The organism is Corallococcus sp. AB030 (assembly GCF_003668965.1).
In the GTDB taxonomy this organism is placed as follows: domain Bacteria; phylum Myxococcota; class Myxococcia; order Myxococcales; family Myxococcaceae; genus Corallococcus; species Corallococcus exiguus.
This window is the reverse complement of sequence record NZ_RAWQ01000015.1, coordinates 61,760-81,978: the sequence shown is the minus strand read 5'-3', so window position 1 is coordinate 81,978 and position 20,219 is coordinate 61,760. Positions and strand designations below refer to the sequence as shown.

Here is a 20,219-nt window from a genome sequence, read left to right as displayed (position 1 = left end):
TCGCAGGGCCCCGCGAACCGTCCGGCGCAGCGGCCCGCAGTCGGGCGGCCGGGAGACGGGTTCGAGGTGCGCGGTGGGCGCGCGGGTCCGGCCGGGGTGGGTGGATGCGCGGCTCCGGCCGGAGCTGGAGGCCATGCGGCTCCGGCCGGAGGTCCGGGAGGCATCGCGGCGGGCGGCGTCAGCGGCGGCACGCAGGCGGGCCCCGTGGCCGGCGGGGCTGGGAGTGATGGGCCTGGAGCCCTGGGGCTTGAGGGCGGCGTCGCGGGACAGGTACAGCCCGACGTCCTGGCCACAGGCGGCGTGGGCGGCACCGTGCAGCCGCAGGGCGCGATGGAGCAGTTGCTGCAGAGCGCTCGCGACAACGTGCCCGGCTTCACCTGGCTGGAGTCCAAGGTGGACGGGGCCCTCAAGGTGCTCGGAGCCGGCACCGACGTGACGGGCTCGCAGGCGGACATCGAGTCCATGAAGCCGGGGGACAAGTTCTCCACGTCCGGCGGCTTCGACGGCGGCTACAAGATTGGCCGCCTCCAGACGCGCGCGCAGATTGAAGTCAGCTGCGAAGAGGGCATGCGCACCAATCCAACCACGGGCGCGCGCGAGCCGGGGCCCAACTACCGGCTGAGCATCGACTCGGAAGTCCTGGGCGGCGTGGGCTTCGAGAACAGCAAGCTCGACGCGAAGCTGCTCGCGGGCGGTGGCGGCAAGGTGGAGTTCAAGTTCGAGACGCCCGCCGAGGTGGCCCGGGCCAACCGCATCATGGACCGCATGAAGACAGGCATGCAGGCCAACATCGCGGGCGCGGCCGACATGCCTCCCAAGGAGGACATCGAGTGGCTGCAGAGCAAGATGGCCGCCGTGGAGCTGCGTGGCACGGGCGCCGCGCAGTTCGCCGCGGACATCTCCGTCCCGGGCGGCCCGCTGGTGAACAACCTGGACGTGGGCGGCAAGGCCCGCTCGGACCGCACGGTCCGCATCGAGTTCCCCGAGGGCAAGCCGCCCGAGGTCGTCATCAAGGACGCCATCCAGGTGGAGGTGGGCGGCGGCCCGAACCGGAACCTGGAGGTGGATAAGTCCATCGTCGGGCCGGACCGGATGAAGCTCCCCATCAAGGGCGGCGTGAAGGTGGGCACGTCGCTCAAGGGCAGCGGCAAGCTGGAGGTGGAGACGCGCATCCCGCTGCCCGCCGGGTCAAAGACAGACGAAATCCTCAAGGACCCGAAGGCCGCGCTCGGCCCCGCGCTCAAGGACCTGGCGGCGAACTCGCGCAGCAAGGTCACGCTGACGGTGGAGGGCGCCGGCCTGGTCCAGGGCAACGGCAAGGGCACGTCCTACGAGGTCAGCATCGAGGGCAACCCCGGCACGCTCGTGAAGAACGGCGCGTTCGGCAAGCTCCTGGAGGGGGACGTGCCGGGGGCGTTCAAGACGGCCGGCGAGGACGCGAAGGTGGAATACAAGGAGACGTCCTACACGCAGCGCGGCGTCTCCATGGCGCCTGGTTTCAAGGTCGGCCCCGTGAAGGTGGGCTGGGAGCTGGAGGTGGCGCGGCGCACCGTGGACGGCACGCCGACGGTGTGGACGGGCAACGGAGCGGATGCGGCCCGGTGGCTGGAGGGCAATCTGGAGAAGCAGGCCGCCTGAGGCTACAGCGCCATCGTCCCGGCGATGATCTCCTTCATCACCTCGGACGTGCCGCCGCCAATGGTGAGCATGCGCACGTCGAGCCACGCCCGCGCGACGTGTGACTCCTCCACGTAGCCCATGCCGCCGTAGAACTGCTGGCAGTCATAGGCCACGCGCTGGGCCAGCTCGGTGGTGAGGAGCTTGGCCATCGCAATCTCCTTCACCGGCTTCTGCTTGCGTTTGCGATTGAAGAGCTGCACCGCCTGATAGGTGAGCTGCCTCGCCGCCTCCACGCGGGTGGCGTGGTCCACGAAGGTGTGGCGCCACACCTGGAAGTCCAGCAGCCGCTTTCCAAACGCCTGACGCTCACGGCCGTAGCGGATGGCTTCACGCAACAGGTCGTCCATCACCGCCACCGTGTAGAGCGCCGTCACCAGGCGCTCCGCGTGGAAGCTGTTCATGATGTGGAAGAAACCGTCGTTCTCCCGGCCCAGCACGTAGCGGGCAGGGATGCGGCAGTCCTCGAAGTAGAGGATGGCCATGTCCGACGAGCGGTGGCCCACCTTCTGGAGCTTCTTCGACACGGAGAAGCCCTTCACGTCCGTGGGCAGCGTCACCAGCGAGATGCCCGGCGCGCCCTCCCCGCCCGTGCGCACCGCCAGCACCAGGAAGTCCGCGCGGGCGCCGTTGGAGATCCACGTCTTCGCGCCCTGGATGACGTAGTCGTCGCCGTCCCTTCGCGCGGTGGTGCGCAGCCGGGCCAGGTCCGAGCCCGCGTCCGGTTCGCTCATCGCCAGCGCCGCGATGCGCTCCCCGGTGAGCGCGGGGGCCAGGAACTCGCGCTTCTGCTCGTCGGTGCCCAGCTCGTTGATGACCGGCGTGGCCATCTGCCCCTGCACCAGGAGCGACATCGCCACGCCCCCGTTGCGCGCCCGCGCCAGCTCCTCCGCGAAGGCGGCCACGTACCAGGAGTCCAGCCCGCTGCCGCCATATGCAGGGTCATGGCTGATGCCGAAGAAGCCCAGCTCACCGCAGCGGCGGAACACGTCGCGAGGGAACTCGCCGGCCTGGTCCCACTCCAGCGCGTGCGGGGCCAGCTCCTTCTCGACGAATTGACGCACGGTGCGGCGGAACGCCTCGTGCTCCGGGGTGAAGCGCTCATCCATGGGGTGGGATGCTGTCAGGGCCGGCCCCGCGCTTTCAAGCCGCGCCTCCGTCAGCGTGCGCGGATGAACGTGAAGGACAACGCCTGGCCGCCCCGCAGGAGCGCGAGCACCGCGGGGCTGCCCGGCGCGCCCAGCTCACGCCGCCGGGCCTCGCCCATGTCCAGCACCACCGCCCCGTCGATGGAGCGCAACACGTCCCCCACCTGGAGGCCCACCACGTCCGCGCCTTCCGCGATGCCGCTGATGACGACGTCCCGTCCCGACATGCCGAAGGTCAGGCCCAGCCGCCCCGGCTCCACGCGCTGAAGGCCCAGGCGCCAGTCCCCCAAGGCCTGCGTCTTCCCGGCGGCGAGCGACACCCGCCGATCCACCAGCTCGCGCCCCCGGCTCCACGCGGTGAGCCGGTGCGCGCCCGGGGCCAGGTCCTTCAACTCGAAGCGTCCGTCCGCGCCCGTGGTGGGAGATGCGATGCCGTCCGCGTCCACGTACGCGCCCGCCAGCGGTTCGTTCGTGCGCGCATCCACCAGCCGTCCGGACACGCCGCCGCCCGCGTCCACCACCACCTCCACTGCGGCCTCCGCGCCGGACGCGAGCGTCACGTCCACCTTGCCCGCGCGTCCGTCCGGCAGCGTGACAGTGACAGTGACGCGCGTGGGGAAGACGTCGTCCACCTGGAACGAGTCCCCGGAGAACTGACGCTCCACGCGGGAGAGGAAGTCGTCCTCGCCGCGCGCCGCGGTGACAGTCAGAGTGAAGCCCCGCACCTCGCGGCCTCCCGCCGAACGCACGGTGCCCCTCAATCGGACCGCGGGCTTCAGCTGGAGCGTGAGCTCCTTCTGGGACGCGGACACGCTCGCGGCCTCGCCCTGCCGTCCGCCATTCGTGGACCAGACGCGCCACGCATCCGAACCCAGGCCATCCAAGGCCAGCACCGCCTGGCCGGATGCGTCCGTCATCTCCTCCGCCTGGATGTCCGTGTGGCCCGCCTCCGTGGCCATCACCGTCGCGTGGACGCTCGGCGCGCCGTTGGGCTCCAGCACCGTCACGCGGAGCGGCTTCCTGGGCTCGCCCACCACCAGGTCCACGTGGCGCCGGCCTCCCGCCTCCAGCTCCACCACCTGCTGCTGGTCGCCGTTCTGGAAGCGCAGCGCGGACAGCCACGCGCTCAACTGGTAGCGCCCCGCGCCCACGCGCATCGACCACGTTCCATCCGGCTTCGCGGGCACGTCGACGGACTCGGAGGCGGGAGCACCCACCCGGTGCGCGGTGACCGTCACCGCGCCGGACGGCCGCGCTCCGTCCTCCTTGCGCACGGTGCCCTCCAGCACGCCTTCGCCCACGAGCGTCAGCAGCGTCATGACCGTCTGTCCCGCCACCACGCGCACGGGCTGGCGCACCTCGTCCTCGCTGTCCGCGCGGCGCGCCGCGACGTACACGGTGCCCTCCGGCACGTCCTCCAGCGTGAAGCTCCCCTGCGCATCCGTCACCGAGGGCAGCGCGTCCGGCAGCGGCCTCCACTTGAGCTGGGCCACCACCGTCACGCCGGAGAGCGGCGCCTCCGCGATATCCACCACCGTGCCCTTGATGCGTCCCGGCGCCGCGAGCTCCAGCACCAGCTCGTAGCGCTGCCCCGCGAGCACGCCCAACCCCGTGCGCGTGAGCGGCTGGAAGCCCGGAGCGCGCACCTGAAGATCGTAGGCGCCCGGCGCGAGTCCGCCGACCTCGAAGCGTCCATCCGCCTCCGAATGTGCCTGGAGCAGGTCCGCGCGGTCGCCATGCGCGCGCACGCCCACCGTGGCCTCCGCGATGGCCTCGCCCGAATCCTTGCGCCGAACCACGCCCACGAGCGACGCCGCGCCGCCCAGGCGGATCCGCACGTCCTTCACCGTCATGCCCGGCCCCACGACGATCGGGCCCTCGGCCGCGCCAGTCTCCGCCTTCATCGTCAGGCCCGGCCCCGCGACGGCAGCGCCCTCGGCCGCGCCAGTCTCCGCCTTCACCCTCATGCCCGGCCCCACGACGACAGCGCCTCCGGCCGCGCCCGTCTCCCCTCCGTGGCGGGCCGTCACCTGGAACGACCCGGGCGGCACGTCCAGCGAGAAGCTCCCCGTGTCTCCGGCCTCCACCTCCACGGCGCCGTCCTCGCCCCAGGCGCTCACGCGCGCTCCCGGCGCGGGAGTTCCATCCGCGCGGGTGACGAAGCCCTCGATGAACGCGGAGCCGTCCAACTCCACGCGCACGTCCGTCCCAGGCACGAGCACGCGTGCGATGCGACGGGGCGCGTGGCCCGGGGCTCGCGCCTCCAGTTGATACTCACCGCGCGCCAGCCCATGAAACCCGAACGCGCCCCGTGCGTCGCTGAGCGCTTCATGCCGCGCCTCGTCCGGCACCGACGCGCCCGTCTGGAGGAACACGGGAAGCGCGTCCTCGAAGCCGGTATGCGGCGTGAGCGTCAGCTCCGCCATCGGCACGGGTGCGCCGCCTACGCGCTCCACCGTCAGGCCCGTCAGCGACACACCGGGTTCCAGCAGGAGGCGAACCGGGGTCAACGCTTCGCCATGGGGACGCGTCACCTCCGCGCGCGCCAGCGCCAACCCTTCCGCATGCGCGGTGACGAGATAGGGTCCGGGACGCGCGGGCAGCACCAGCGCTCCCGCCGCATCCGTCCGGCCCTGCCCCGCCACGCGCCACGACGGCAGCCGTGAGCCCGGGGACGCCGGACCTCGCAGGTACAGCGTCACCTCCGCGCCCGCGAGCGGCCCCGAGGCCGTGGCGGTCTCCACGCGCAGCGCGCCGTCCGCGTCCCGCATGGGCTGTTCCACGGGCGCGGTCGCACCGCCCCCATTGCGCACCGGGGCCCGCGTCGGGACGGACGCGGGCCGCTCGGGGGACATCACCGCTTCATCGCGCACCTCCGCGGCGGGCGCGGAGGCGCGCATCCAGACGAAGACGCCGGCCAGCAGGAGCGCCAGCCCGGCCACCACGACGAACACCTTGCGAGACGACATGCACCCTCCGGGGGAGGTGGGGAGCCGCGCCCCAAGACACCTCACCCGGCCCCCCGGTTCCAAGGGGGCGTCTCGCGTTTTCCCGCCGCCACGCGGTGCTACAGGGGCAGGAACGCGATGCGGATGCCCAGGGTGAACAGCGCGTGGAAGCCGTCATCCACTGGCGTGAGCCCCTGGTCGCGGGTGCCCACGCCAGTGATGTCCAGCGTCTGCGAACCGGTGCGCACCGTGTACTGGCCCACGGAAGCGGTGATGATGGGCCCCACCGCCAGGGCCCGCGTCACTCGCACGTCGCCACCCAGCGTGAGGCGCGCGATGGTGGGCCCCCGGTCCGTGACGTGCGTGTCCACGTGCGTGGGGAGGAACACGCCCGGCGCGACCTGCACCTGCGTGTCCCCCTCCACGTGGCTCTTGAGGATCTCCAGGCCCAGGCCCAGGCCAATCCACGGATCAAAGCTCGAGCCCGGCCGGACGTGGTAGCGGACCTCCGGCCCCACGCGCCACTGGTAGGTGTTGCAGTCGAAGCCCTCCGGGCATGACAGCTCGTTCGTCTTGGTGAGCACCGGCTCCCAGCTGCCCCACACGCCCAGGTAGAACCGCGGCGTCACCCGGAAGCCCAGCTCCGCGATGATGGGGAAGGAGATCTTCGCGGACTGGGTGATCTTCAAATCCTCCAGGCCGCCTCCCGGGGCCTGGCCGTTCGTGTAGACGTAGCCCAGGCCGAAGCCCACGTTGCCGCTCACCGCGAACTGCGGCCCGATGCGCCCCTCGGGGTGGTGTCCGCCCGACTTCTGCGTCTCCTCCGAGCTCATCGTGGGGGTCGTGGTCGTCGTGGACGTCTCCGACTCCGTCTGGGGTTCCGACGGGGGTTCCGGCTCCTGCGCCCCCGCCGACGTGGCGATTCCCAGCGCGGCGGCGAGTGACAGCGTCCAGCGGAACGGCGCATTCATCGAGGTCATCCGGTACATCCTCCGTGTTCGGGATGGATGCGGAAGGAAGCAAGCCGCGCGTGCCGTTAGAAGCCACCCGCCTCCAGCGTGCGCCGCCATTCGACAGACAACCCCCGTCCGCGATCAGTCGCGGACATCCACCCCACCCCCTGGGGAGGCAACCTGGCGGGGTGGATGGGAAGCGCGTGTGCGGGAGGACCCGGGAGAAGGGACGGGCGCCTCCACCGCGATCCTCAATCTAGCAAGTCGGCCCTAGAATCCAACGGGTTGACCCGGCGGTGGCCAGCGTTCACCTTGCCCGCCCCACGCACGCCCACGGGCGGAAAGGAAAGACCTCATGGCCGGCCAGGAGCAGGAGCTGTCGCCCGAGGCGCTCGCGCTCATCGCCGAGGAAGAGGCCCTGCTGTCACGCGTCCAGCAGGCGCTGACGGAAGCGCGCCGTCAGGCCGCGGAACGCACGCTGGACACGCAGGGGCTGATGGCCCAGCTGGCGGTGCTGCGCGACGACGCCACCACGGCGCACGCCGCGGACCTGCCGCACGTCTTCACCCAGATGAACGAGGTGCGCTCCATGCTGGAGCGGCAGGAGGCCATCCCGCTGCCGGACGCGCACGCCCCCTACTTCGCGCACCTGCGCCTGGCCGGGCCCACGGGCGCGCGCGACTACCTGCTCGGCCGCACCAGCTTCGCCAACCTCTCCGCCGGCGTGCGCGTCATCGACTGGAGGTTCGCCCCCGTCGCCCGCGTCTTCTACAACTACGAGGAGGGCGACGCATTCGAGGAGTACTTCGGAGACCGGCTCTCCGAAGGCGAAGTGGAGGCGCGCCGGCTGGTCATCATCGAGAAGGGCGTCCTCACCCGCATCAGCACCGGCCCCTACCTGCTCCAGCGCGATTCACAGGGCCGCTGGCACTCGCGCGGCCGTGACGCGGCCTCCGTGCTCGCGGGCGGCAGCGGCACCGCCGCGCGTCCGGGCTTCCTGGGCGTGGGCCGGGGCGCCACGCACGTGGAGGACGCGTTCGGCGTGACGGCGCTCCTGGACGCGGAGCAGTACGCCGCCGTCAGCACCGGCCCGGAGCAGCCGCTGCTGGTGCTGGGCAGCGCGGGCAGCGGCAAGACGACGGTGGCGCTGCACCGGCTGGCCAAGGTCATCTTCGACGACGCGAAGGCGTACCCGCAGGCGCGCACCAAGGTCGTCGTCCCGGAGGCGGGCCTGGCCCGGCTCACGCGCCGGCTGCTCGCGCCGCTGGGCCTGGGCAAGGTGACCGTGGAGACGCTGGAGGCCTGGTCGCTGGCCACCGCGCGCTCCGCCTTCAGCGTGCCGGGCATCAAGCTGTCCCCGGAGACGCCCGCGCTCGTCTCGCGCTTCAAGCGCCACCCCGCCCTGCGCCGCGCGCTGGCCGGCCGCGTGCCCGTGTTCAAGGGCAAGGCCCTGCCCCCCACGCTGGACCGGCTGCGCCTCAAGCTGGCGGACGCGTACCTGGACCGCGCCTTCGTGGAGGCCGTGGTGGCGGACGCGAAGGGAGAGCTGCCGCTCACCGTGGTGGCGGAGGTGCTGGAGCACACCCGGCAGCAGACCGCCACGCCGCTGTCGCGCCAGTACAAGGGCTTCGACGAGGACCGCCTCGTCACCGTGGACGGGCGCGCGATTGAAGCGGACACGCCGGCCGCGCTCGCGGGCACGGTGGACGCGGACGACCTGCCCGTCCTGATGTTCCTCAAGGCGCAGCGGGGCGCGCTGGGCGCGGAGCGGCTGGCGCACGTCGTGCTGGACGAGGCGGAGGACTTCTCCCTCTTCGAGCTCTTCGTCGTCAGCCAGCTGCTCGCGGACAGCCGCAGCTGCACGCTCGCCGGAGACGAGGTGCAACAGACGACGGCGGGCTTCGCCGGCTGGGACGCCGCCCTGGACGAGCTGGGCATCCGCGACGCCGCAACCTGCCGGCTCCAGGTGTCCTACCGCTGCCCGCGCCCGGTGGTGGCGCTAGCGCAGCACGTGCTGGGCACCCAGTCCCCGGCAAACGCCGCGAAGGCCGGCCGCGAGGGCGCGCCCGTGGGCTTCCACCACTTCCCCGACGAGGCCCAGGCCTGGCTGTTCCTGGGAGACGCCCTGCGCGACCTGGTGCTGCGCGAGCCGCACGCGTCGGTGGGCGTCATCGCAAGCAGCCGCGAGGCCGCCTGGTCCTTCCACCGCGTCATCCGGGAGATGCCCTGGGCGAGGCTGGTGCTGGAAGGCGACTTCTCCTTCGAGCCCGGCGTGGACGTGACGGACGTGGACAACGTGAAGGGCCTGGAGTTCGACTACGTCGTCCTGCCGGACGTCACCGCGCGCGCCTACCCCGCGGACGACGAGGCCCGCCGCAGGCTGCACGTCGCCGTCACCCGCTCGTCCCACCAGCTGTGGGTGGCCTCCTCCACCGTGCGCTCCCCGCTCATCCGCACCTTCCCCGGCGCGGACGAGTCGAATCAGGGCTGACGGCCGCCGCCCGCGCGCCACTCCTTCTGCCGCTGGGCGTGGGCCTCGCGGCGCGACAGCGCCTCCGCCTCCTGGCGCGGAATCTCCGCCAGACGCGTGCGGTGCATGTTCACGCTCAGCTCCAACAGGCCCCGGTGCTCCGCGGGCAGCTTGTCGCCGTAGTCCTGCAGCATCGTGGTGGCGAAGGCGATGGCGTCCTCGGACACCTGGCGGCGGTGCTCGTAGTACTGGTGCACCTCCTCCTCCGAGGCCTCGTTGGCCTGCACCTTGCCGAAGAGGGCGTTCCACTTCGCCTTCACCCCCTCACGGCGGCGCAGCTCCTCCGGGTCCTTCGTGGGCGCGTCCAGTTCGAAGTACAGGTTGCCCGGCAGCTTCGCGCGCAGCGCCTCCAGGTCCACCGGATAGGGGCCGGACTCCGCGTCCGGCGCCGCCTGCACCTGCGCCGTCGCCGCGCCCACCAGGTCCAGCCCGCCGTCCTTCGCGCGAGGCACCGCCGGCGTGGACGCGAACACGGGCGGCGGCGCGGGGGCCTGCGTCACGGGCGCGGGCGCCACGACCGGCGCGGCGTCCTCCGGGCCCTGCCCGCCAAAGACAAGCCACGCCCCCACCGCCAGGGCCAGGACTCCCGCCGTGCCCAGGGGCAGCTTCCATCGCGCGTGCGTGCTCATGCCCAAGGCCATACCCCGCGCCCCGCGCTCGCCGCAACCCGTGTCATGGCCCGCCAGTGACGCGCCGCGCAATTGATACATTTAAAACATGACCAGACGCGTCAATTTTTAATCCCTGGCTGACGCGAGGCGGCAATTACAATCCTTTCAGATGGAATGCTGCACCTGACTTGAAATTCACAATTTTCACTGCAAGCGAAGTTTCCCTGCTTACGGCTGATAAACAAAAACGTATCATCCCCGGCCGCAACCCCACTCAACTCACTCCCCCTTTGGAGGAAGCCGCATGAGAAGTTTTCTCTGGATGAGCCTTCTGGCCCTCTCCGCCCCCGTGGGCGCCGCGCATGCCGAAGTGCTGGTCGAAGGCATCGTCGACGTGCTGGTGGACGGCGGCAACAACTACGCCTGGCAGAAGGTGACGCTGCCCGGCACCAAGTGTGGCAACGGTTCGCAGTACAAGTTCTTCGTGCACAAGACGAACTCGCCCAACCTGCTGTTCATGATGGAGGGTGGCGGCGCGTGCTGGGACTACGATTCCTGTAGCGGCCGTACGGGCATCCTGGGCGCGGCGAACCCCAACGGCATCTCCGACGACTACATGACGCAGTTCACGGCCAAGTACGTGTCCCCCATCGTCAACGGGGCGGACCCGGGCCTGCCCTTCCGTGACCGCAAGGACATCGTCACGAAGGACTGGAACATCGTCTACATGCCGTACTGCACGGGCGACGTGCACATCGGCAACAACACCAAGGTCTACACGGACACGACGGGCGGCCAGGCGCCGCTGACCTGGTCGCACTCCGGCTACACCAACACGCTGGCGGCGGCGAACTACGCCAAGCAGAACTTCCCCAACGTGCAGAAGCTGCTGGTGACGGGCTACAGCGCGGGTGGCACGTCCACCTCCGCCGGCTACTACTTCATCCGCAAGGCCATCAACCCGGCCAAGGGGTACATGATCAACGACTCCGGCCCCATCTTCATGGCGCCGAACGCGAACTCCCTGTCGCGCCCGCTGCACGACAAGATCCGCTCGTCGTGGAACCTGGACTCGGTGTTCAGCCAGCTGCCGGCCAGCTTCAGCATCAACGACATGGGCTCCATCAACAAGATGGTCGCCACCGAGTTCCCGAACGATCAGCTCGCGTACACGGGCTACACGATGGACTACAACTACTCGCGCTATTCGTATGAGCGCTTCAAGACGCCCAACGACGAGGCGTCCGTCCACGCGTACTGGAAGACGGACCAGGACGCGTTCGTGAACGAGCTGAACAAGTACAACAACTTCAGCTATTTCATCCCGCACCACCGCGCCATCAACGCCAGCCACTGCAGCACCATCATCACCTTCGTGGGCGCGCACGCCTGCCAGCGCATGGAGAAGAAGTACTGGTACGAGTACGTCTCCAGCCCCTGGCAGTCCTGGGCCTGCCACGGCGAGATGGTCCCCATGGACGTCTTCCTGTCGCGCTTCATCAACAGCAACCAGCGCGTCCGCATCTACGAGCCGGCCAACAACTACAACAACGAGGACGCGGGCATGAGCATCCTCGCGCCCCTCATCAACGGCGCGCTCGGCGGGTAATCCCCTCCGTCCTTCGCTGAAATGAAAACGGGAGCGGGCCTCAAGAAGGTCCGCTCCCGTTGTCTTTTCCGGGGCCCTTCAGGCCGCCCGGAGGCGTCAGGTGAGGTTGAGCGTGCCCACGTAGTCCTCGTGGCCGAAGCGGTCCACGTTCACGCCGAAGGCCTGGGCAATGGTGGTGAGCAGCTTGTTGTGCTCCACCGCGCCCAGAAGCGGCTTGCCCGGGCCCTTCCAGTCGCCCAGCGGGTCCTTCCCGGGGCGCAGGGACAGCATGCGGCCCATGCGGAACTTCCCGCCCGCGCCGCCCGCCAGCACCGTGGGGATGGACACGTTCATGTGGCCGGCCGCGTCGCCCAGCTCGTTCCCCCACAGGATGACGGTGTTGTCGAGCACCGTGCCGCTGCCCTCCGGGATGGACTTGAGCGTGTCCATCAGCCGCGCCACCTGTTCGGCGTACCACCGCTGCACCGCCACCATGCGCAGGCGGATTTCGGTGCGCGCCGGCTCGGACTGGGTGTCCGTGCGGTGGGCGATGTCGTTGTGGATGTCCTCGTCGATGCCAATCCACGGCATGGACGGCCCGGGGATGGTCATGGTCACCACGCGCGTCAAATCACACGCGAACGCCCGGGCGATGAGGTCCATGTGCAGCTCGGTGAGGGCGGGCATGTTGTTGATTTCGCCCAGGTCGTTCACCGCGCCGGAAGGCGCCGTCGGCTTCGAGCAGCTGAGCGCGCCGGAGCTGGTGAGCCGCCGCTCGATGTCGCGCAGCGCCGCCAGGTGCGTGTCCAGCTTGGTGCCTTCCGCGGCCGCCAGCCTCGACTTCAGCCGGGTGGCGTCCTTGATGAGGTAGTCCAGCAGGCTCTTGCGCCGGGTCAGCATGGCCTGCGCCTCCGCCTCGGAGCCGCCCATGCTGGCGAAGAGCCGCTTGTAGACGTTGGCGGGGTTCAGCTCGAACGGCACGCGCGAGCCGTTCTCCGTGAAGGAGATGCTGTTGTAGACGTGCTGGGCGCCGAACTGCTCGAAGGCGTGCAGTTGCAGGGAGCGGAACTGCGTGGAGCCGCCCACCGCGTTGCCAATCACCTGGTCCAGGGACGCGTTGTTGGGCAGCTCGTCACCGCTGGACACCTCCACCTGGCTGCCGGTGAGGAAGGTGACGGGGCCGCCCTCGTGGCCGGTGCGGCCGTGCTCGTAGAGGACGCGGTAGTCCAGGCCGTCCAGCACCAGGAGCTTGTCCCGGTGGCGCTGGAGCGGCTGGAGGACGGAGTTCTCGAAGTCGATGTTGAAGCTGGTGTCATTGCCCTTGGGCACCCAGTACTCCGGCAGCAGGCCGTGAGGGGTGAACAGGGCGATGAAGCGCAGGGGGGCGGCGTCCGCCGCTTCGGCCACGGAGCTGGTGAGCAGGTGCGCGAAGGGCGCCGCCATGGCCGTGCCGGACAGGAGCTTCAGGATGCTGCGTCGGGAGAAGTCGCGGGGCATGGAAGTCAAAGCTCAACGGGTGGGCAGACGCCGCTGGGTGAAGGAAGACGAACGCACCAGGCTGACCAGCACTTCGGTGATTTTCAGGCGGTCCGTGCGGTAGGGGCCCGTGCGCATGGCGGCGAGCAGCTCCGCGTCCGAAGAGTGCTCGTCGCGCCCCATGGCGTAGCGCACGAACTGCAGCGGCACGCAGTTGGCCAGCTCCTCGCTCGTCGTCAGGTAGCGCGCCAGCTGCGCGCCACCGGTGAAGTCGCCCAGGTTGGTGGTGCCGTCCCTGGCAATCACGGCGCCGCTGGCATCCACCGTGCGGCCGTTCTCCTCCGTGCGGTGCTGGCCCAGGCCGTCGAAGTCCTCCATGCCGAAGCCCATGGGGTCGATGGTCTTGTGGCAGCTGGCGCACGCGGGGTTGTTGGTGTGCGCCGCGAAGCGCTCGCGGGTGGTGGCGTCCTCCGACAGGGCCGGGGGAATCGTGGACACGTTGGCCGGCGGCGCGGGCACCGTGCGGCACAACAGGCGCGTGAGCACGAACTTGCCGCGCTTGATGGGCGAGGACGAGTCGAAGTGGGCGTACGTGGACATCACGCCCGCCTGCGTGAGGATGCCCAGGCGCTCCGGCGGCAGCGTCACACGGCCCAGACCCGTGTCGCCATCCACGTTGGTGCGCTCCAGCTCGCCGTAGAAGTTCGCCAGCGTCTCGTCCACGAACGAGTAGTTGGCGCTCAGCAGCTCCTCCACGGAGCCCGAGTGGTTCTTCACGATGAAGTCGATGAACGCGTCGCGCTCGCGGACCATGGAGTCGCGGAAGTCCACGCTGTAGTCCGGGTAGACGAGGTTGTTCTTGTTGACCTTGGCCAGGCCGCCCAGCCCCAGCCACTCCACGAAGAACTGGCGCAGCTTCACCTGCGCGGCCTCCGTCTTGAGCAGGCGGCGCGCCTGGGTCTCGCGCTCGTCCGCCGAGGACAGCGTGCCGGCCTTGGCGGAGGCGAGCAGCGTGGCGTCCGGCGGTCCACCGGTCACCATGAAGGACAGCTCGGAGGCGACTTCGTAGGCGGTCAGCTCCACCACCTGTCCCTTGCGGGCGGTCTCCGGCCCCAGCTCCGTGCGGTACAGGAACGACGAGGAGGAGAAGAGCGCCTGGAGCACCAGCTCCGCGCCCGTCGCCATGGTGCCGCCCTTCTTGCCCTCGTTGAAGAGGGCCAGCAGGTCCGTCTCCTCGTCCGCCGTCACCGGCCGGCGGAAGGCGCGCTCACCCACGCGCTGGATGAAGGCGCGCGCGCACTCGTCCTGCGTCTTGCCCTTGGGGCACGCGTAGAGGTCACTCAGTTGTGACTTGCCCTGCTCCGCCAGCGTCACCGCGGCGGTGTCGAGCTGATCCGCCAGGAGCGACGTCACCTGGAGGCGCTCGTGGGTGGAGAAGCCGAGGATGGTGTCCTCGGCCGCGAAGCCCTGGGCGATGTCGACCTCGGTGCCCAGCACCGCGGTGGCGGACTTGTTGTACTCGTCGCGCGTCAGCCGGCGCACCCGAGCGGGCGCCGCCGCGCTTTCAGGCTCCGCGTCCTGCCCACCGATGTTGCCGGTGCAGGCGGAGGCGGACAGCACGAGAGCGGAGGATAGGTAGAAACGACGCAATGGCATGATGTCTGGCATTCCTCGCATCCGCGCGGCCTGAAGCACCGGCGCACAGGCGACCCGCATTGTACTGGTTGCCCCCCACGCGGACACGGGGGAATTCATTTCCGAGCGTTTCCAAGCTTCCCCGAGGAAGAAGCCACCCTCACGGAGCAGGAAGTGCGAACGCACCTGTCAGGTGCGCACACGGTGCGTGCACGACTCAGGGAGGAACTTCCTCACCTCGCGCCTTCCACCAGTTCTCCCCGTAGCTGATGCAGATCTGCTCACCAGGGTGGATGTCCCGCAGTGCGTGATAACGGAACACATCGCGATCTTCCCCGCGGCTATAGGACGCGTTGGGTTCGCTCGCGTGATTGTAGATCATCCCGTAGCCCATCACGAGCGCGACCCAGTCACCCTCGCGGGGCTCTTCGTTGCGGTGCCAGCGAATCTCGAAAACATAGTCGTCGAGCGGTTCACCCCGGAACTGCTGCTGCGGGACCTTGAGGTAGTGGCACTCCTCGATGAGTTCTCCCGCGGCGATGAAGGTGTCCGTGAAGACGCCCATGCCCCACTCACACGGCCGCACCTTCACGCCGGGGTAGAGGAACAGCGCAGGGCCCAGATTCATGAGTGCATCGCTCTCGCTTCCGGTGGCGTCCACGCCAAGGCGAACCATCGCGCAAGACGGGCAGCCACGGGAAGCGGGGGCGCAGGCGTGAGGCCTTCCGTGACTTCCGGTGAAGTCAGCCTGCCTGCTCCTCGGGCACGGGGCGGCGGCGGAAGGTGTGGCGCAACAGGTACAGGCCGGGAAGCAGGGGCAGCCACAGGGTGAAGCCGCGCAGGAGCAGGGTGCCCGCGAGCGCCGCCTCCACCGGGACGCCGAAGAGGTTGAGCATGCCCACGGACGCGGCCTCGTAGGTGCCCACGCCGCCGGGGATGATGGACACGGTCTCCGCCATGGAGGCCACCATGAAGCTGACGAACACGGTGCTCAGGGGGACCTCCTGCCCCAGGGCCTGGAGCATGGCGCCCAGCGTGGCCGCGTCCAGCACGTAGACGCCCAGTTGCAGGAGGACGCCGCGCGCGAGCAGGCCGGGGTTGAGCAGCATGCCGGGCGGCACCTCCGCGATGGCCTTGAGCAGGGTGCCCAGGGACGGGATGCGCCGGGCGAAGCGGCCCGGCTTCCACTCGCGGTGCCGCGTGGCCCAGAGGATGCCCAGCGGGATGATCAACGCCACCACGCCGAAGCCGGTGACGAGCCATTGGATCCACTCGTTCAGCTCGGACTTCCGCCAGAGGAAGTAGAGGCTCACGCCCACGCCCAGCGCCTGCGCGATGTAGAAGCACAGCACCGTGAGCAGCACCGCGCCCGCGGCGATGCCGGGGTGCGCGCCTTCACGGCGCAGCCCGCGGCCCACGAGCAGCGACCCGCCCACGCCGCCGGTGGGAATCACCTGATCGAACGCGAGCTTCATCAGCGACAGCCGCGCCAGCGACCAGAGCGAGGTCTTGATGCGCGCCCGGTGCAGGACCATCCACCAGATGCCCGCCACGCACAGGTACGTGCCCACCTGGCACGCGGCGGCCACCAGCAGCCACGCGGGCCGCGCCTGCCGCAGAAGCTCCAGGAACTGCTTCTCCTCGTTGTGCCGCGAGAGGATGAAGGCCAGGAGCGCCGCGAGCACCAACACCCCTGGAATCCACCAACCCCGCCGGCGCTTCGCTGGCACCTCCAGCGGCTCTTCCAGGGTGGGAATGGGTTCGGCGCGAGTGCCCTGCATGCGTCTCCTTCCTGGGAATGGGATGGCTTCGGAAAGGATGCGCTTCCCGGCCCCATGGGGCAGGTCCTGAAGCATGGCGGCCCGCCTGCCCTCCGTGCGAGGAGACAGGCGCCGAGCTGCCTGTTCGCGAGGGCGGTCTGGTAGAAGCCCGCGCATGTCCGACGACATCCTCGTGCTGGCGTACGCCGGCTGTGACACCTGCAGGAAGGCGCTGAAGTGGCTGGAGGCGCGGGGCGTGCCCCACCGCACGCGCGCCATCGTGGACCAGCCGCCCACCGTGGCGGAGCTGCGCCAGTGGATTCCCAGGAGCGGCGTGTCCGTGCGCAAGTGGCTCAACACCAGCGGGCAGAGCTACCGCGCGCTCGGCAAGGAGAAGGTGGACGCGGCCTCCGACGCGGAGCTGGTGGAGTGGCTGGCGAAGGACGGGAAGCTGGTGAAGCGGCCCGTGCTCGTCACGAAGGAGTCCGTCACGGTGGGCTTCAAGCCGGAGGCCTACGAGGCGCTCTTCCCCCTTCACGCGTCTTGAGGGCGGGCGGTCGGACGAGCCCCCGTCCGACCGTCGTCGCGTGCGGGGACGGTTGCCACGTTGAGTGGGCATGGAAATCGGATCCAGACGCCCGTTGGGGGAAATCCTCCTGGAGCTGGGAGTGGTCGACAAAGGCCAGCTCCGGTTGGGGCTGGTGCACCACCACGAGGTCCATGTCCCCCTGGGCCGCGCCCTGGTGAGCGAGGGCGTGTGCACGGAGGCGGACGTCCTGCGCGGGCTGGCCATCCAGTTCGACGTGGAGGCGGTGGACCTGGACCGGCATCCGCTCGACCGTTCGCTGACTCCCCTGGTGCCCTCACGCATCGCCCGGCAGTACGGCGTCGTGCCGCTCAGCCTGGAGACGCGCGAGGACAAGGAGGTCCTGCACCTGGCCGTGCCCGCGCCGCTGTCGCTGGACGCGGTGGATGACGTGCGGGCCGTGTCCGGCAAGGCGCGCGTGGAGCCGCACCTGGCCTCCGACAGCGCCCTGTCCCGCGCGCTCAGCGCCCTCTATGGCATCCGCGAGACGGCGGGGGCCGCGCAAGAGCCGCCCCGTCCCGCCGTGCCCAGCCCGCCGCTGATGCTCTACGGCTGGCCGCCCGTCACCGCGGTGCTCATCTCCCGCACGCTGGCGCGCAACGGCATCCCGTCGCGCGTCGCCACGCCGCTGGACGTGCTGCACACGCGCGACAACGACGTGGTGCTCGCGCCCCTCCAGGCCATGGAGGGGCTGCTCGCGGGCGAGGTCCACATCGAGGGCTCGCTCATCGTCCATGGAACGTCGGACGACGAGGGCTTCGAACGGGCGCGGAAGGTGGAGGCGCGCGGCTTCCTGGCCAACCCGCGCGACGAGGAGTTGCTCCTGCGCGCCGTGCGCAGGCTCCGTCCAGACGCGGGCAGCGAGAGTTCCTGGCCGCGCCACTCCTGAAGCGGGGAAGCCGCTACGGCGTCGTCGGAGCTCCCGGCGGAGCCGTCGGAGCCAGGGCCTGCATCGCCGGCTTCATAGGCGCGATGGCGGGGCGCGTGGTGTGCTTCTCTTCGGGCTCCAGGTGCTCCAGACCCAGCACGCCCAGCACCTCCGGGTACACCTTGTTCGCGAAGTAGCGCCCGCCGGCCACGGTGAAGTGCACGCCGTCCGTCATGCGCAGGCGCATGGGCTTGCGGAAGCCCTCCACGCGGGCCTGCTTCAGCGCCTTGCCGCGCGCGTCGGTGAAGTAGGGCCGCGTGTCCAGGTGCACGGCGTCCCCGCGCGCGGCGATGACCTCCCGCTGCAGGTCGCGGATCACCGTGAGCTTCTGCTCGAAGCGCTGGCGGCTCGTGGCGGGCAGCTCCAGCCACACAATCTTGCGGTTCGGCGCGGAGATGGCCGTGACGAAGTCCGTCAGCCGCTGGCGGTATTCGCCCTGCCAGTCCGGCTTGCCCCAGGCCACGGTGGCGCGCCCCTGCCGCGTGTGCAGGGCCTGCCCGTCGTTGCCGCCCAGGATGACCACCACGACGTCCGGCTGGTGCTGCTGCACCTCCTGCTGGCCGACCTCCAGCCAGTCGAAGAAGTCCGGGCGCGCCAGGCCCGTGGACGACTTCGCGCGGCGCTCACAACGGATGCGAGGGTGCGCGGCGAGCTGGTTCTGGAGGTACTCCCCGAAGCCCGTGGCGATGAGGCTGTCACCCAACAGCAACACGGTGCGGCGGGGCACGGGCGCCGGAGCGGCGGCCTGGGCCGGAGCGGTGGGCAGCACGGGCGAGGCGGTCAGCCCGGGGGCGGATTCCGCGGAGGCCTGCGCCGCCGTGGACAGGAACGCCAGGAAGAGGAGCGCGCGAAGAGGACGGGTCGACATCGGCGGAGGCGAAACTACTTCCCGCGACCGCATCCGTACACCCCCCCGCCAGGCGGGTGGATCCGTCGAACCGCGCGCGGGTTGTCAAGGCCGCGCGCGGCGTCAGGCCACGGAGCCTGCGTCCGCCCCGAGCCCCCGGGCCGTCAGCACCGCGAGCCCCGCGGGCGCGAGCGCCTGGAGCCATGGCGTCAGCAGCCGCGCGCACTCCTCCGGGTGTGAGAAATAGGGAACGTGTCCCGCGCCGCGCAGCAGGTGCCGGGGTGTGCCCTCCGGCAGCGACGCGGCCAGCCGCTCCAACGAAGACGGCGGCACCAGCACGTCGCGGTCCCCCTGGATGCACAGACACGACACGTTCAGCGGGCGCAGGTCCGGCGGCGGCGGCTCCGTGTGGATGGAGAACGCGCGCCGCAGCGTCGTCAGCTGCTCCAGCAGCGTGGTGGGCACCACGTCCGCCACCTGATGGGAGGCCACCGGGCGCCAGGCCGCCAGCGACGCAGCGACGCGTCCGGGACGTCCCAGCACCGCGATGGGTCCCATCATCGAGATGAGCCTTCCGCGAGGTCCCACGTGCGAGGTGCGCGTGAACGCTCCCAGGAAAGCAACCCCACGCGTCGCGCCGCCCGCGGCCAGATGCGCCGCCACCATGCCGCCAAAGGAGCTGGCCACCACCGCGTCCACCTTGCCCGTGACGCGCAGCACCTGCTCCGCCAGGGCCCTCGCGCCACATGCCGCATGCTCGCCTTCCGGGTACTCGACCATGACGGGACGCGCCACGTCCGTCAGCCGCAGGGCGAGCTCACGAAAGCCTGATCCACGCGCCCCCAGCCCGGGCAACAAGAGGACACGAGGTCCCTCGTCATTCCCTGCCATGTCCTTCAGCTCCACCGTGCGACGCATGTCTCTCGCTTTCCTTGAAACGCGCCGGAACAAACAACGCCGGCCCCCTGGGTCTGCCCCATCCCACCGGGTGGCCTGCACGACCCACGGCCTGGGGGAAATGCTCCCGGTCCCTCGCCTGCCAGGACGGAGAGTGATACATGATTCATCCCACCACCCTTTTCCACCGACACGATTCACGCTGTCCGAAGCCAAGGATTTTCGCGGTCGGCGTTCTGACAGCGTGGGGGCGAAGGGTTAAGAATGGTCACCGTGAATCTGCATGCCTTCGGGGAGTTTGTTCGCAAGCATCGTCCGGCCCTGGAGGTTCGGGCCGCGAGGCTTTGCGCTGGGAGTGCCGTCGACTCCACGGAGCTGGTGGGCGAGACGCTGGAGCGCGCCCTGTCCGTTTTCGAGCGGCTTCAGGACCAGGACACCGCGTCCGTGACGCAGTGGCTGGATGGCGCCATGAGCCGCTGCTTCTCGCGGATGGGCGGACAGCTGCCGGACGCGCGCGCCGCGGCGCCGGACCTTCAGCAGACGTTCGACCTGCTGCGTGCGCGCTTCCGTGAGGTTTACGCGCAGCCGGCGTTCGGCAAGAGCGCGGGCGTCACCGGCGGCTGGCGGATGTAACA

15 protein-coding genes and 1 pseudogene are annotated in these 20,219 nt (G+C 70.2%); 6 read left to right on the top strand and 10 right to left on the bottom strand.

Features of this window, described 5'->3' with window-relative positions; translation table 11 throughout:
- Positions 1-1,638, top strand: a pseudogene (locus D7Y15_RS06145) (hypothetical protein); the annotation flags it as partial.
- Between the two features lie 2 nt (positions 1,639-1,640).
- Here the strand turns inward: D7Y15_RS06145 and D7Y15_RS06140 are convergent.
- The 3 genes from D7Y15_RS06140 to D7Y15_RS06130 all read right to left on the bottom strand — a co-directional run bounded on the left by D7Y15_RS06140 (position 1,641) and on the right by D7Y15_RS06130 (position 6,753).
- Positions 1,641-2,786 (bottom strand): acyl-CoA dehydrogenase family protein, encoded by a 1,146-nt coding sequence (locus D7Y15_RS06140; protein ID WP_120578759.1) that lies wholly within the window; start codon positions 2,784-2,786, stop codon positions 1,641-1,643.
- A gap of 50 nt (positions 2,787-2,836) precedes the next feature.
- Entirely contained in the window at positions 2,837-5,794 is a 2,958-nt protein-coding gene (locus tag D7Y15_RS06135) for a carboxypeptidase regulatory-like domain-containing protein (RefSeq protein ID WP_121751967.1), read from the bottom strand.
- 98 nt (positions 5,795-5,892) lie between these two features.
- A complete protein-coding gene (locus D7Y15_RS06130) occupies positions 5,893-6,753 on the bottom strand; it encodes a hypothetical protein (RefSeq protein WP_158624491.1) in 861 nt (286 codons plus the stop codon).
- Between the two features lie 328 nt (positions 6,754-7,081).
- Here D7Y15_RS06130 and D7Y15_RS06125 point away from each other — a divergent pair, with 328 nt between their 5' ends.
- Positions 7,082-9,217, top strand: a complete 2,136-nt coding sequence (locus D7Y15_RS06125; protein WP_120578762.1) for an ATP-binding domain-containing protein — start codon at positions 7,082-7,084, stop codon at positions 9,215-9,217.
- On the opposite strand, the gene D7Y15_RS06120 is transcribed toward D7Y15_RS06125, so the two are convergent.
- Positions 9,208-9,885, bottom strand: coding sequence for a hypothetical protein (locus tag D7Y15_RS06120; RefSeq protein ID WP_121751969.1), 678 nt, complete (start codon positions 9,883-9,885; stop codon positions 9,208-9,210). The genes D7Y15_RS06125 and D7Y15_RS06120 overlap by 10 nt on opposite strands.
- A 286-nt stretch (positions 9,886-10,171) precedes the next feature.
- Between D7Y15_RS06120 and D7Y15_RS06115 the strand changes: the two genes are divergently transcribed.
- A complete protein-coding gene (locus D7Y15_RS06115) occupies positions 10,172-11,476 on the top strand; it encodes a pectin acetylesterase-family hydrolase (RefSeq protein ID WP_120578763.1) in 1,305 nt (434 codons plus the stop codon).
- Positions 11,477-11,572: 96 nt separating this feature from the next.
- On the opposite strand, the gene D7Y15_RS06110 is transcribed toward D7Y15_RS06115, so the two are convergent.
- From D7Y15_RS06110 to D7Y15_RS06095, 4 genes are all read right to left on the bottom strand, one after another.
- Positions 11,573-12,952: a DUF1552 domain-containing protein gene (locus D7Y15_RS06110; protein WP_120578764.1), complete on the bottom strand. Its 1,380-nt coding sequence runs from the start codon at positions 12,950-12,952 to the stop codon at positions 11,573-11,575.
- A 12-nt stretch (positions 12,953-12,964) separates the two neighbouring features.
- Positions 12,965-14,587 carry a DUF1592 domain-containing protein gene (locus tag D7Y15_RS06105; protein WP_233604839.1) on the bottom strand — a complete coding sequence of 541 codons (1,623 nt, stop codon included), beginning with the start codon at positions 14,585-14,587 and terminating at the stop codon, positions 12,965-12,967.
- 196 nt (positions 14,588-14,783) lie between these two features.
- Positions 14,784-15,194, bottom strand: a complete 411-nt coding sequence (locus D7Y15_RS06100; protein WP_120578766.1) for an SET domain-containing protein-lysine N-methyltransferase — start codon at positions 15,192-15,194, stop codon at positions 14,784-14,786.
- A gap of 115 nt (positions 15,195-15,309) precedes the next feature.
- Positions 15,310-16,347 (bottom strand): lysylphosphatidylglycerol synthase transmembrane domain-containing protein, encoded by a 1,038-nt coding sequence (locus tag D7Y15_RS06095; RefSeq protein ID WP_121751965.1) that lies wholly within the window; start codon positions 16,345-16,347, stop codon positions 15,310-15,312.
- Positions 16,348-16,501: 154 nt separating this feature from the next.
- On the opposite strand from D7Y15_RS06095, the gene D7Y15_RS06090 reads away from it, so the two are divergent.
- Positions 16,502-16,873: a Spx/MgsR family RNA polymerase-binding regulatory protein gene (locus tag D7Y15_RS06090; protein WP_121751964.1), complete on the top strand. Its 372-nt coding sequence runs from the start codon at positions 16,502-16,504 to the stop codon at positions 16,871-16,873.
- Positions 16,874-16,943: 70 nt separating this feature from the next.
- Entirely contained in the window at positions 16,944-17,801 is an 858-nt protein-coding gene (locus tag D7Y15_RS06085; protein WP_120578769.1) for a general secretion pathway protein GspE, read from the top strand.
- Between the two features lie 13 nt (positions 17,802-17,814).
- On the opposite strand, the gene D7Y15_RS06080 is transcribed toward D7Y15_RS06085, so the two are convergent.
- Positions 17,815-18,708, bottom strand: a complete 894-nt coding sequence (locus D7Y15_RS06080; RefSeq protein WP_121751963.1) for a DUF459 domain-containing protein — start codon at positions 18,706-18,708, stop codon at positions 17,815-17,817.
- A gap of 102 nt (positions 18,709-18,810) precedes the next feature.
- Positions 18,811-19,605, bottom strand: a complete 795-nt coding sequence (locus tag D7Y15_RS06075; RefSeq protein ID WP_120578771.1) for an alpha/beta fold hydrolase — start codon at positions 19,603-19,605, stop codon at positions 18,811-18,813.
- 243 nt (positions 19,606-19,848) lie between these two features.
- Between D7Y15_RS06075 and D7Y15_RS06070 the strand changes: the two genes are divergently transcribed.
- The gene (locus D7Y15_RS06070) at positions 19,849-20,217 is read left to right on the top strand and encodes a hypothetical protein (RefSeq protein ID WP_126933545.1); all 369 of its coding nucleotides are present in this window, start codon (positions 19,849-19,851) and stop codon (positions 20,215-20,217) included.
- Positions 20,218-20,219 lie beyond the last annotated feature (2 nt).